The 12983-nt window shown below is 40.7% G+C and carries 12 protein-coding genes; 6 read left to right on the top strand and 6 right to left on the bottom strand.

All coding sequences use genetic code 11. From position 1 onward, the window contains the following. Positions 1-231: 231 nt before the first annotated feature. Positions 232-726: a hypothetical protein gene (locus EPB74_RS06355; RefSeq protein WP_079692323.1), complete on the top strand. Its 495-nt coding sequence runs from the start codon at positions 232-234 to the stop codon at positions 724-726. Between the two features lie 466 nt (positions 727-1192). Here EPB74_RS06355 and EPB74_RS06350 read toward each other — a convergent pair whose 3' ends face one another. Next, positions 1193-1555, bottom strand: a complete 363-nt coding sequence (locus EPB74_RS06350) for a DUF3817 domain-containing protein (protein ID WP_274903399.1) — start codon at positions 1553-1555, stop codon at positions 1193-1195. A 290-nt stretch (positions 1556-1845) separates the two neighbouring features. On the opposite strand from EPB74_RS06350, the gene EPB74_RS06345 reads away from it, so the two are divergent. Both EPB74_RS06345 and EPB74_RS06340 read left to right on the top strand, forming a co-directional pair. After that, the gene (locus EPB74_RS06345) at positions 1846-2295 is read left to right on the top strand and encodes a MarR family winged helix-turn-helix transcriptional regulator (RefSeq protein WP_274903398.1); all 450 of its coding nucleotides are present in this window, start codon (positions 1846-1848) and stop codon (positions 2293-2295) included. Continuing rightward, entirely contained in the window at positions 2292-3098 is an 807-nt protein-coding gene (locus EPB74_RS06340) for a siderophore-interacting protein (protein WP_274903397.1), read from the top strand. The genes EPB74_RS06345 and EPB74_RS06340 overlap by 4 nt, the downstream gene beginning before the upstream one ends. Before the next feature lie 398 nt (positions 3099-3496). Here EPB74_RS06340 and EPB74_RS06335 read toward each other — a convergent pair whose 3' ends face one another. The 5 genes from EPB74_RS06335 to EPB74_RS06315 form a co-directional block, all read right to left on the bottom strand. Then, on the bottom strand, positions 3497-4243 hold the full coding sequence (locus EPB74_RS06335; RefSeq protein WP_274903396.1) for an HAD family hydrolase: 747 nt from the start codon (positions 4241-4243) through the stop codon (positions 3497-3499). Continuing rightward, positions 4243-5385 carry a TIGR03364 family FAD-dependent oxidoreductase gene (locus EPB74_RS06330; protein ID WP_274903394.1) on the bottom strand — a complete coding sequence of 381 codons (1143 nt, stop codon included), beginning with the start codon at positions 5383-5385 and terminating at the stop codon, positions 4243-4245. The genes EPB74_RS06335 and EPB74_RS06330 overlap by 1 nt, the downstream gene beginning before the upstream one ends. Before the next feature lie 119 nt (positions 5386-5504). Beyond that, positions 5505-6509, bottom strand: a complete 1005-nt coding sequence (locus EPB74_RS06325) for an ABC transporter substrate-binding protein (protein WP_274903393.1) — start codon at positions 6507-6509, stop codon at positions 5505-5507. Positions 6510-6593: 84 nt separating this feature from the next. Further along, positions 6594-8276, bottom strand: a complete 1683-nt coding sequence (locus EPB74_RS06320) for an ABC transporter permease subunit (RefSeq protein WP_274903391.1) — start codon at positions 8274-8276, stop codon at positions 6594-6596. Between the two features lie 58 nt (positions 8277-8334). Next, complete coding sequence (locus tag EPB74_RS06315; RefSeq protein ID WP_274903390.1) at positions 8335-9237, bottom strand: ABC transporter ATP-binding protein; 903 nt, start codon at positions 9235-9237, stop codon at positions 8335-8337. Positions 9238-9807: 570 nt separating this feature from the next. Between EPB74_RS06315 and EPB74_RS06310 the strand changes: the two genes are divergently transcribed. The 3 genes from EPB74_RS06310 to EPB74_RS06300 are packed head-to-tail and all read left to right on the top strand — an operon-like array spanning position 9808 to position 12891. Next, positions 9808-11568, top strand: coding sequence for a TrkH family potassium uptake protein (locus EPB74_RS06310; protein WP_274903388.1), 1761 nt, complete (start codon positions 9808-9810; stop codon positions 11566-11568). Between the two features lie 57 nt (positions 11569-11625). Next, complete coding sequence (locus EPB74_RS06305) at positions 11626-12327, top strand: potassium channel family protein (protein WP_274903387.1); 702 nt, start codon at positions 11626-11628, stop codon at positions 12325-12327. 18 nt (positions 12328-12345) lie between these two features. After that, positions 12346-12891, top strand: coding sequence for a DUF3124 domain-containing protein (locus EPB74_RS06300; protein ID WP_089553924.1), 546 nt, complete (start codon positions 12346-12348; stop codon positions 12889-12891). Positions 12892-12983: the final 92 nt, after the last annotated feature.

Genomic DNA, 12983 nt, shown 5'->3' with positions numbered 1-12983 from the left:
AATTAAATATCGTTAATCTTTTTAATGGGATCTGGTTGAAAAAACTACTTTGAAATAAGCTATTTAACAGCAGTCGATTGACCATAAGTCTATTTGTTAGATAAAAAATCACGTTAATAGAGTAGCGCTTTAAGATGTATATTTGTATCGATACATTGACTAGATAAGAGCACTGACATAGTATCGAGTATCAAGATATTCTACATAGTGTTATAAATAAGGGTGAAAATTATGTCAAATAATTCTTTAAATAACAAAGATATGGATAGTGATCTATTAGAATCTTCTAAGAAAAATACTCTAGATTCTGACAAGAAGGACAAGTCTGACAAGAAGGACAAGTCTGACAAGAAGGACAAGTCTGACAAGAAGGATAAGTCTGACAAGAAGGATAAGTCTGACAAGAAGGATAAGTCTGACAAGAAGGATAAGTCTGACAAGAAGGATAAGTCTGACAAGAAGGATAAGTCTGACAAGAAGGATAAGTCTGACAAGAAGGACAAGTCTGATAAGAAGGACAAGTCTGATAAGAAGGACAAGTCTGATAAGAAGGACAAGTCTGATAAGAAGGACAAGTCTGATAAGAAGGACAAGTCTGATAAGAAGGACAAGTCTGATAAGAAAGATAAGTCTGATAAGAAAGATAAGTCTGATAAGAAAGATAAGTCTGATAAGAAAGATAAGTCTGATAAGAAAAAACAAGCTAAAAAGAAGAATGAAAAATGAGTCTGAAGTCTGTGAAAAAGCTATTATTGTAATGTTTATTAGGTTCTTGGATGATAAAACCCTAAAGAGCTGGAAGCTAATGTAAAAGAAAACGGCAATAATACCGCTGACAATAAAGAAGAGTTACCAACGCATGATAGACCAATCAGAAATCTGATTATTAGCTTAACCAGTAAATATCATTGTGTTATCGATCCAATTCTAGACGTTAAAATTAAGCGTTTAGAGTTGGATTTTTTATTGTCATTTTTGGGGTATGCTCTAAAAAACTTCGATTGTTCCTATCATTTAAAATTATGACAATAAAAAAGTAGTGGGGGTATTTTATCTTAAAAAACCAACCTGATGAATACGTTAGGCTTTTATATGCATGAAACTGACCAAGCAGATTAATGGACACGGCTTTTTAAACAAGGTAAGCACACCTATATTAGGTGTGCTTATATCATCGGCAGCAGAGCTTGTTTTAGGCTTCTTTCTTCACGCTTTTCTTTAAGCTTTTTTTCAAAAAATGGTCAAATATAAACGGGCCAAACGGTAAGAATGAGCCAAGTACGCCCGCTGGTATGGCCCAAAGAGGCATTTTTATTCTCATAGCAGCGCCAATAAGTACTACGATGTAGGCGATGAATAATATACCGTGTGCCATACCGAGGTATTTCACCCCTTCTGGGATGCCCATCATGTATTTTAGAGGCATAGCGATGCCGATCAATAATAAAAAAGAAGTGCCTTCTAGGTAACCCATGATCGTGAGGTTTTTTAACGTGGTGTTTTGTTCTTTTCTAAGGTTGAGCACTTGCTTGATATTTGGCTGAGCTTGAGACACTGTATTTTCCTTTTATGGTATCAATAAATAATTTAGGGTCATTTAATGTCGCTATGATACTGGCTCTGCTCAGTGCTTTGAAGCGTTAGTTTGTGTCAGCTGCTATTCTTAAAAAAGCCAGTCTATCGTATTTAAGTTCTTGAAGACGATGAAAAACCGCCTCAATCCTCTTATATTTTTTTATTTAGCAGTAATCGTAGGTCGCTACTTACCAACAATTCAACTACCTAGTTGACACAGTCAATCATCTTTTATATAGTTGCTGGTGTCAACTAAATAAAGAGATTTCTATGCCGGATAATTTATTAAGTGAAACATTACACCAATTGATGCACATCTATACCAATCTACTGCGTGAAGGTATCAGGCGTCAAGAACTTGAATTATCAGTCACCCACATTAGAACCTTGAAATGCGTCTGTCATGATTTACAAAGTACCACACAGTCTATTGCTAAACGAATAGAGCGTGATAAAGCCCAAATTACCCGTGCGCTGAATGATCTTTTGGCAGCTGATTTAATCTTTAAGACAGATAATCCATTAGATGGTCGTAGCCAGTTGCTACAGCCGACCGCTAAAGGTAAAGGTGTGATGGTAAAGCTTGATGCAGCAGAAGATTGGGCTAGAAAGCAACTTACTCAAAATTTAACGACCGCCGAGCTGACATTATTTTTTCGTGTCAGCCGTAACATGATCGACAATGTTAAGAATAGTCAAACTAGTGGAAAAAATATATGAATAACACTTCAATTAATATAATAAATCAAAAACCAGTACGAGAAGTAATGACGGTTACAGATAAGCAAGTGCTTACCCCGCATTACATTCGCGTCTATCTCACAGGGCAGCCAGATACTATTACCAACATTGCCACCATGACCGTTGGCGCAAATAACAAACTACTCATACCTGTAGATAAAACCCAAGCACTTGATCTAGATGACCAAGCTAATTTTACTAAACGTACTTATACGCACCGTGGTGTGGACATCGAAAAACAACACATCTGGATTGACTTTGTTGCCCATGGTGATGAGGCGCCTGCCTCAGGATGGGTAACACATGCTCAAGTTGGCGATGAGCTCGGTGTGCTTATGAACCCGAAAAAGAAATCACTTTATCCGGCAGCAGATCACTTTCTACTCGTTGGTGATGCTACCGCTATACCGGTACTTGGGTCAATACTGGAAAGTCTGCCTGACACTGCGACAGGGCAATGCGTCATCGAGGTTCACAGTAAAGAAGATGAACAGGATTTGCCAACCTCGGCCAATATTGAGATGACATGGCTACACAATTCACATCCTATGCAAGGCAGTCAATTAGCTGATACGCTCAAGTCTCTCACCCTACCAAGTGCTGAGCTAAGCCGATTTGCTTATGTCGCTGGCGAATTTTCGTCAGTTAAAGCCATCCGCCACTATCTGAAAGGCGAGAAAAAGTGGTCGAAAGATGAGTTATATGCTTTTTCCTATTGGAAAGCGGGCGTTGCTGAAGACAAATCTGCGAGTGATAGACTCGCAGAAAAAGAGGCAGAATAAAGAGTACTGCTTTACTGTTCTGTAAATAATAAAATAATCTTTTAAGATTATTGAATGTCCAATATCAGCTTATTTATAGTGATGCGCTATCTAACATAGTCAGTTCAAAATAAAATACCTACGATTGTCACAACACTGTGCTGGTATAAGTTTTTCTCGCTTGCTGTGCACTGCGCCAGACAGAGGCTTCAAAAAATTCATACCAGCAATACTGTATTATTTTTAAAGTGAATCGACTATACACCGATTGCGAAACAATGAAATTGTTATAATTACTGTAATTGTCATGAGTCTTCAAGCGCCTAAATCTTGATAACCAGTCTCACTGGGGCGTTCTCTTTAATTAGAGTTTTCTAAAGCAGGATATAGTGAGTTAAATAAAAGAAAACTTGCTACTTTTATATTAATTCAGCCAAATCTGTAAGTTTATTCAACACAATATCAGGTGCATATTTCTCAAGCTGCCCTTTAGTTTGCGCGCCGGTTAACACCCCGATACATAGACCACAGTTAGCATTCTTTCCTTCTTCAATATCAATACCGCTATCACCAGCTTTCAAAACTTGCTGTGGATCTGCAATGCCACACTTGTCCATTGCAAGGGTAATCATATCTGGCGCAGGACGGCCATTCTCCACATCATCTGCTGTAATTAAAGCATCGATCTCGTGACCTACTGACCATCCTAAGATAGTCAAAATCTTATTGGCGGTTGTAGAATCATAGCCGGTATTAAGAACGACTTTTCTGCCTGAATTTTTTAAACTGTCAAACAAATCAAGCATACCATCGAAGGTCTTCACCGTCTCTTGAGTATAGGCTGGTGCTAAGGCTGCTTTAAATGTATTAAAAGCCACATCTGTCCATTTTTCTATATCAACAGCAAGCGTATTATCATTTTTTAACCGCTCGTTAAGTATATCGCTAATCGCTTGACGCTTTTCTTTGCCTGCCCCGAACTCTAGACACATAGCCAAATTGACTTGCGTATCAGTCTGCCCAGCCTCTTGTAAGGTGTGATTAATGGCATCACGTACGGTTTTATAGACTAAATTATCTTCATTAACGGTAGTGCCTGCCATATCAAAGACACATAGCTTAATAGTGTCGAATTGCGCTTTAATATTATTGATATTTGTACCCATTATTTTGACTCCAATACTAAGTTGATTAACTCTTCACCAAAGGCGAATCCTGTCGATGCACCTGTGCCGCTAGTGATGCTACCGACGACGACGCCTTTTTCCGGAGAGGCTTTAAATACCACATTTTCTGCACTAGGGTAAACCCCTGACCAATGTTGAATAATGTCTACCTCACCAACATTCATTATTTGATGAAATTCTTTGAGAATCAAATCGTCCTGATAACTATCTCTAAACGGCAATTCTTTGTCGCTATAGTCATGGCTGTCACCAATGATAAGTGATCCATCCAGTGATTGGACGACGATTAAGTGCACGCCAGCTTTGCGTTCAGCTGGCTGGATATCATCTAACAAATGAATCAATCCTTTGGCTTCAAGTAATTGTGCAAAGCCATCATAACGAGCAAAACTTAAATCTGACATGACTGCAGCGTTTAATTTAAAGGAGGTCTTAGGCATGACGCGCAGCATATTTAGGGTACAGAGTGTGGCGTTGGCCTGCGCTAAGGTATCCGGATATAAGCTATGTAAATCAGATCCAGGGCAAACGACGCAATACCTAGCATGCAGCGTACCGCGACTGGTATGAACCACGGGTAACTCAATAGAATGAACCGCTGTTTTATTGTAAAAATCAACACCCTGCGATTGATTTAACCAGTGGGCTAATTTACCAATAGCAGTATTTGACTCGACTCTAAGCTCGTGAGGACTATACAGAACACCCAAACCCTCTTTGAGATAAGGGGCTTGCTCATTTATTTCAGCTTGACTCAATAGGTGACACGATTCGCCCATTTCCGTCTTTAAAAATGCTTCAGCGACGCTCATTGCTTCAGGGCGCTGGATAAGCATATGCAGACCGCTATGCTCAACCTCGATACCTGCTTGTGGGGCAATCTCTGCCCAGATATTACGTGAGTGCATTGCCCGTTGCCAATGCTCGCCACGGCGTTGACCACTGACGGTGACAAAGCCAAAGTTGCGAACGGATGCATCCTTATTCTGCGACTCACGCTCTACCAGCGCCACGCTCAGACCTTTTTTAACCGCCGCATAGGCACTGGCAAGACCAACAATACCGCCACCGACGACGACCACATCATATGGTTTGTCAGATAACTCAGTCATTAATTTCATAATAATTATTCTTCTTAAAAGTTATGTTTGAAGTGTAAAGTTTATTTAGAAAGTGCTTATATATGATATAAAAATATGAGTAGATAGCTTACTTAAACAGTAGTTTCTACTAGCAGGTTCTACTGACTGGCTTGCCCATGAAAAAACCCCCGATGCTTGTCCAGTAGCTCAGCCGTTAGCGGTTCACTGTAAATCTTGCTATTTTTTATTTGATTCTCAGATGGAACCATTTCGCCCTCATAGACCACGTTTGGATATATTTTTAGCAGATTGGGTCGTGCATTTTTAACGATAATTTCGGCCATTTTCATCGCATTTGGATTGGTGTTAGCGCCTTTATCAATCACCGCGAGCGACTCAGTCAAAGTGTAGTTACCTTCACTAGGATCGACAAAATCAATGGGTAAGCCTTTATCTTTGTTGGCGATTGCTTGATGACGCAAACCGAAACCAATGGGTACTTCACCCGCCATGACTTTTTTGATTGGCCCTGACCCTGATAGCTCTAAGTTTGGCCCCGCGTTTTCGCGGATACGGTTCATGATTTGCTGCCCTTCAGCACCCATGCCATACGTAGCAGTAATGTCCTGAATAAATAACCAACCAGTTGATGAGCCATTTGGATCAACCATCGCAATTTTATTTTTATAGATAGGCTTTGCCAAATCTTTGGCACTGGTCGGTCTAGGCAGATTTTGCGCTGCCATCTCTTTAGTATTTAAGATGATGGCACCAGTGAAGCCTAATATTGGCGCATAGTACTTTGGGACAGCTACTTGCGGCTTTACTTCAAAGGTTAACTCTTTAAACATCGGCTGCTTGGCTTGAGCGCTCTCTAAATAAAACGAGCTCATAGTGACCATATCCGCCTCAATATTATTACCTTCAGCCAATAAACGACCACCCAGCTCGCCGGTGCCAAACGATTGAAAGACATATTGACCTTCATATCCTGCTTCATTTAAGACATCTTGAATGACCGCTACCGCCTCTTGGTCGGCATTGCTATAAATGACCACTTCTTCTACATTACTGCTACTATTTCCCTCTATAGACGGCGAGCTACAACCAGCCAACATGATCCCGCAGGCAAGACTCACCATTAACGTCTTAAATAAAAACATCATTTATCCTATATATTTTGTTGAGATTTAAATTATTAAAAAGTTAGTTATTGAAAAACGGCTGATATAAAAGTTATCGATAGATTAAGCAGCCGTTGCTGTAACAGTCGTTTCGGCAGTTATTTTCGTTGTACCATAAAACCGTTTGCTATGAATGTGACGGATAATGGCAAATAGAATCAGTGCGCAAATATTGGTCACCAATATCATAAGCGATAAGATAAAAATCTCATTAAAACGTGCAAAATGCTGCAATTCGACAATCTTGGTGGTTAACACCATGGTTTTGGCACCAGAGATAAAGATGACGGCACTGATCGTGACCATAGCGCTGATAAAGTAAAACGAAGCCACTTCAATCAAGGTAAAAAATGAATTGGGAATGACAATGCGGCGTAGTGACGTAAACCATGAATCACCCAATAAACCAGCGGTCGTCTCCCAGCCTAAGTTCATTTTCGACAACGCGTTTTTACTCATAAGATAAGGAGTAGAGAAATAGTGAATGATGTTGCTTATCACGATAATAAAGATAGTGTTGGCGACCGCTGAGCCTGAAAATACCATGAGGTAGGCGATACCAACGACCATCCCAGGCACTGTATTGGTCACCAATGCTGAGCTCTCAATACTGAATTTGCCAAGTTTGAATAAGTTTGAGCGCTCGTATAATAAAGCCGAAAAGTAAGTAATTAAGGTACCAAAAACCGCTGTCAATACCGCCACAAGTAATGAGTTCTTATAGACTCGCATCAGATTGGCAGACTCTAAAGCCTTGCTGACGATCTCAGTACTAAACTCCATCTGATAAGGCCATGACTTAATCCATGGGATGATAAATATCACGGCAAACACCAATAATAGTGAAGCTAAAATAACACTAGATATCACCGCTAAAACTCGGTCTTTTATTTTTGAGCTAGGCAAATCAATTTTTTCAACCGAATCGTAGCGGATGTTAAAGCGTGCGACATACCACAATATGGCGATACTCAATACCGATGGAATAAGCATAAATAGCGCGACTACCGCTCCTTTTTCAAAGGAAGGAGACGCCCCGAGTATCTGGGTATAGAGCTCAGTGGCAATAACGTTATATTGACCGCCTATTGATGCCGGAATACCAAAGTCAGTAAAGGCTAAAAAGAAACATTGAATTAATGCTGCTGCGAAGGTGCCAATCAAAGGCCGAATTACGGTTATATCAAATTGGCGAAGATGAGAATCCCCCATTAGTTCTGAGACAATGACGAACTTTTTATCCAAATACTGAAAGGTATTATTGAGTAATAAAAAGGCAATGGGCAAGGTGTAGATGGTATAACCAAGCCACATCCCATAAAAACCGTATATTTCTTCAAACAGCTGAAAGCCAATAATCTGAGTCAGTAACCCTTGTTTACCAAAGGTGTAGATAATGGCAAAGCCGTAAGTCACCGTTGGCAGTAGCATAGGGAATAAAGCGGCAAGCTTAATGAACTGTTTAAAACCTTTGGGCAGGTTGGTCCAATGCACGGTATACGCCAAAACAAAAGCAAGTAGTGTGGCACTGAGCGCGCTAATCGTCGCGACAGAGAAGCTATTGAGCATGATTTGCTTAAAGCTATCCGTACTAATAATGCTGGTATAGTTCTCTAGTCCAAGCCCATCGCCGACATTAAAGGACAGTGCCAACATTTTGACTAATGGCACAAACATAAAGGCGATAAATAAAATACTAACAAATAGCCAAATTACTTTTACGAGTGGTGGATTGCTGAGTTTCATAATTATCCAAGACGATCAAATGGTCAAAGGCTCTCATTCACGGTATTTCTAGTTAGCATTAACTGATAGCGGCATCTTTTTCTTTTTTCTTATTGCTGTCGCTGATAGCACTAGCATTACTACTACTAGCATTGGCATAGCGATGACCCACAACGGCATCATCCTGACCGTAGTGCTGGCTTTGGGTGTATTTACTTAAAGGATCGACTTGCGTGGTATCGTCTGCAAATAAACTTAAGATATTTCGACGCTTAATATTGAGCTGATTAAGAATGAAATTTTTGACGAAGTCATTGGCAGGATTACGAATAATCTCAGTAGGTTTGGCGAATTGCGCCACTTTGCCATCCGATAGCAGTAGGATGCGATCAGACAGCGTCATAGCCTCTTCGGGATCGTGTGTGACGATTAATGTGGTCAGCTGATAGCGTATTGAAATCTCACGAATACGTTCTTTGATGGTTTCTTTAATGACGCCATCTAGCGCAGATAATGGCTCATCTAATAGTAGGATTTTAGGCTTCATAACCAAGGTGCGCGCGAGTGCTACTCGCTGCTTTTGACCGCCGGACAGTTGACTGATACGCTTATTGAGATGGGCTTTGATATCAAGTAAGTCGACCAGTTCATCGACTTCTTGTTGCGTGCTGACATTGGGATTGTTACGTAGACCGTATTCGATGTTTTGTTTGATATTGAGATTTGGGAATAAAGCATAATCCTGAAAGACGATATTAAAGCCTCTTTGCCTCATCGGTACACGAGTAATATCCTCGCCGTTATAGGCCAGCCGACCGTCATTAATATCAGTCAAACCTAAAATAATATGTAATAAAGTCGTCTTACCGCATCCAGAAGGTCCTAGTATCGAGACGATCTCGCCCTTATTAATTTTGAGTGAAATATCTTCAAAGATAACTTTGCCATCATATTTTTTAGTCACACCTCTGAGCTCTAACATATCAACCAATCCAATCACTTATAATTAACAATTTAATTACTTGTCTTGCATAGGTCGGTAGTGTAGCTAGCAATTATGACACTTTGATTAAGGCAAGATGACAATACGATGACATGTCAGTCTGCTGTCGATGCTAATATTGTCACAGAAGAGGGGACGCAAAGGACAGCTATGTACAAAGATTAAACCGAACTATTATCTCATCATGTATGACGTTAAAATGATTGGTTTTTATAAAAGCGTACTTCACGAACTGTCACTGCGGGCACTACTGATGTTGGACTAGAAACCGGATACAAAGCGATTGAAGATTGGCACAAACTTTAATCGTTGAGCTTTTATTAGCTGTCCGAATTTATTATGCCACTACAGTGCTATAAATCGCCAAGACAGATATGGTTTGTTTATTATCGTCAAGCTGCTTGATTAAAATCTCCCAAGTTTGTTTGTACAGATTTGACGGCAGAAGTCAGTTGTCATGACTGGTTACGATTATTTAAAACCAATCTTAGTGCATGGCTAAAAAAAGGAGTATAAGTATTATCGTTACTCCTTTCATGGAATTAGGCTATGCATCCAGCCCTACCGTACCGGTTATTGAATAAGCTCACTATTTTTATTAGTCTAATCGGAGTCGGGGTTGCCCTAATCGATAGTGGCTTTACACTATCAACTTGGCTACAGCATATTTTTCACCTTTTCTACTTAACCATCATTTTATTAGGGTTTGTCGCCACGGTTTGGCGCTATGTGCGCGCAAAGACACGGCTGTCTGTAAATAAAGTGGCCGTTTTTGATTTAGTAACCAGTGTGGCCATTTTGGTTTTACTAGCAGTACATTTCACTGAATTAGCGCGTTCAGGGCTATCGATGCCGGTTGATGGTTTTATTGCTATTAAGATTGCCGTGTTTGTCACTTTCATTCGTGAAATATCCGACAATAACTTTAGTCTTAATCGTGCCTTTTTAAATCCCGGTCAGTTTTTCATCTTGAGTTTTTTATCAGTGGTATTGGTTGGGGCTTTACTATTGATGATGCCCAACGCGACCACTGAGCCTATATCCTTTGTTGATGCGCTATTTACTGCTACCAGCGCGGTCTGCGTCACCGGGCTAATTGTGGTAGATACGGCAACGCGTTTCACTACTTTTGGGCAAGTGATTATCATAGGGCTGATTCAAATTGGCGGGCTTGGCATTCTGACCTTTGTGACTTATTTTAGCTACTTTTTTAAAGGTGGCGTCAGTTATGAGACCCAGCTCAGTATCAGTGAAATGACTTTCTCACGGCGCTTAGGCGATATGGTCACGACCTTAAAGTCTATTTTATATGTCACCTTTGGCGTTGAGGCGCTGGCAGCCATTTTGATTTATATCAGCATTTATGATTTACCCGGTATGAACTTCTCTGAACGACTATTTTTTTCAGTCTTTCATGCCATCTCCGCCTTTTGTAATGCAGGCTTCTCTACCTTTAGTGCCGGCTTATATGATGATTCGCTACGCTTTAATTATCCGTTACAGCTGATTATCAGTACTACCTTCTTATTTGGTGGCATGGGTTTTATCATTGTCGTCAACCTACTGCGCTATTTACGTCATCGTGCCCAAAGGGCGCTCCATCCTCATGATCCGCGTTATGGCTATCAGCCGTGGCTGCTAAGTATTAATAGCCGTATCACTTTGATTACCTCTGGTGTTTTATTGCTGATCGGGCTGATTGGGGTGTTGATGTTTGAATATAACGGCATACTGGCTGAGCATAGCAGTTTTTATGGCAAGGTCATCACGGGGTTATTTACGGCTGCGACCCCGCGTACGGCAGGATTTAATATTGCGGATATGGACGCGCTGGCATTCCCGACCATTATGCTGACCATTTTTTTGATGTGGATTGGGGCGTCCCCGAACTCAACAGGCGGCGGCATCAAAACCAGCACCTTTGCTATTGCGGTCTTAAATACCTTGAGCTTAGCGCGCGGTCAGACCAAAGTTGAAGTATTCCAACGTGAGATCGCCGACATCTCTATTCGTCGGGCATTCTCGATTATGTGGTTGTCGTTATTGGTCATTGGACTGGGCGTGACGCTCATCAGTTACGATCAGCCCGAGCTTGATTTGATTAAAGTTATTTTTGAATGTTTTTCGGCATACAGCACCGTAGGTCTCAGCTTAAACTTAACCGCTGATTTATCGACCTTTAGCAAGCTTGTGGTCTCAGTGATTATGTTTGTTGGGCGCGTCGGCATGTTGACTATTTTTGTTGCCCTACTTAAAAACAGGCATCAACGTAACTATCGTTATCCAACCGAAGAGATTACTATTAACTAATCATGACGCATCGCCACAATTGCTGCATTTACGATTGCATAAGTGACAAGGAATATTATGAAATATATCATCGCAGGTTTAGGAAGTTTTGGCTCCTCGCTCGGTATGGCGCTGACCAGCCAAGGTCATGAGGTCATTGCTATCGATAGCAGCATGCAAAAGGTCGAAGCTTATAAAGAGCTTATCACCCATACCATTTGCATGGATGCTACCGATGAGTATACGGTCAATGGTCTACCGATTATGGATACAGATATCGTCGTGGTGGCGATTGGTGAAGACCAAGGGGCAAATGTGATGGCGACGGCACTGTTTAAAACCTTGAAAGCCAAGCGTTTAATCAGTCGTAGTATCAACCCCCTGCACGAAAAAGTCTTACAAGCGATTGGGGTTGATGATATTTTTCATCCCGAAAAAGAATCAGCGATGCGCTGGGCAAAACGGCTATCGCTACGTTATTTCGTCGACTCGTTTAGTTTAACGGAACACTTTAGTATCGTTGAGATTAGTATCCCAGATATTCTAATCGGTAAAACCATTGCGGCTTTACAAATGGAACAGAAATTTAATCTTAAACTGCTAAGTACCATGCGCTATGAGCATTATGAAGACAGCTTTGGTCGCCCCCAACGCAAGCCCGATATTCAGGGTTTAGCAACGCCCGAGCAAGTGCTGGAAGCAGACGATGTGCTAGTGGTCTACGGTGCTAACAAACATATCAATCAGTTTTTGCGTAGTGTTGGGGTTAAAGTACACTAATCGATAGAGGATAACGTTATGAATAAGTGCCGCATATCCGTGCTATGTATTGCTGGCTTGCTACTGTTTAGCGGCTGTGATGAGTCTAAACAAGACCCAAATGTCATGTTTTCAGAGAAGCATCAAGACCCAATTAAAGAGCTTGAAAAAACCTCAAAAAATATTGATCACAGCCAATTTGGCTATAAACAAACTTTTTATGTGCCGATTTATTCAGATATTTATACCGATAGAGACAATCGAAAGGTTTTACTGTCAGCGACCTTGAGTGTGCGCAACACGACCTTAAAAAAATCGCTATATATTAACAAGATAGATTATTACGGTACTGATGGCGAGCTTGTAAAGTCATACTTAACAGAAACCATTGAGTTACCAGCGATGGCAACTTTAAATTATATTGTCGAAAAAGAAGAAGACAAAGGCGGTTCGGGCGCGAATTTTATTATTGAAGTCGAAGGTATAGATGAAACGGTCAGACCAGTCATTGAAGCGGTAATGATTGGTAACTTCAGTAACAAAGGTTTTGCATTTAGCACGGAAGGTACGCCGGTTGTGCATTAATAGATTTATACCAGTGGAAGGCTGTTTTTAGCGTACCGCTTTTATTTTTAACGGACTATCATTAACGGACTATTTAATGCGTTTTATGGCGT

Origin of the sequence: Psychrobacter sp. DAB_AL62B, assembly GCF_028895345.1 — a bacterium.
GTDB lineage: Bacteria > Pseudomonadota > Gammaproteobacteria > Pseudomonadales > Moraxellaceae > Psychrobacter.
The sequence above is the reverse complement of the archived record's forward strand: the minus strand, read 5'-3'. Positions and strand labels throughout refer to the sequence as shown.

What these genes read in the sequence shown, in the direction of transcription:
- EPB74_RS06355 (WP_079692323.1), top strand. Translation starts at nt 232, where the DNA reads ATGTCAAATAATTCTTTAAATAACAAAGATATGGATAGTGATCTATTA.
- EPB74_RS06345 (WP_274903398.1), top strand. Translation starts at nt 1,846, where the DNA reads ATGCCGGATAATTTATTAAGTGAAACATTACACCAATTGATGCACATC.
- EPB74_RS06340 (WP_274903397.1), top strand. Translation starts at nt 2,292, where the DNA reads ATGAATAACACTTCAATTAATATAATAAATCAAAAACCAGTACGAGAA.
- EPB74_RS06335 (WP_274903396.1), bottom strand. Translation starts at nt 4,243, where the DNA reads ATGGGTACAAATATCAATAATATTAAAGCGCAATTCGACACTATTAAG.
- EPB74_RS06330 (WP_274903394.1), bottom strand. Translation starts at nt 5,385, where the DNA reads ATGAAATTAATGACTGAGTTATCTGACAAACCATATGATGTGGTCGTC.
- EPB74_RS06325 (WP_274903393.1), bottom strand. Translation starts at nt 6,509, where the DNA reads ATGTTTTTATTTAAGACGTTAATGGTGAGTCTTGCCTGCGGGATCATG.
- EPB74_RS06320 (WP_274903391.1), bottom strand. Translation starts at nt 8,276, where the DNA reads ATGAAACTCAGCAATCCACCACTCGTAAAAGTAATTTGGCTATTTGTT.
- EPB74_RS06315 (WP_274903390.1), bottom strand. Translation starts at nt 9,237, where the DNA reads ATGTTAGAGCTCAGAGGTGTGACTAAAAAATATGATGGCAAAGTTATC.
- EPB74_RS06310 (WP_274903388.1), top strand. Translation starts at nt 9,808, where the DNA reads ATGCATCCAGCCCTACCGTACCGGTTATTGAATAAGCTCACTATTTTT.
- EPB74_RS06305 (WP_274903387.1), top strand. Translation starts at nt 11,626, where the DNA reads ATGAAATATATCATCGCAGGTTTAGGAAGTTTTGGCTCCTCGCTCGGT.
- EPB74_RS06300 (WP_089553924.1), top strand. Translation starts at nt 12,346, where the DNA reads ATGAATAAGTGCCGCATATCCGTGCTATGTATTGCTGGCTTGCTACTG.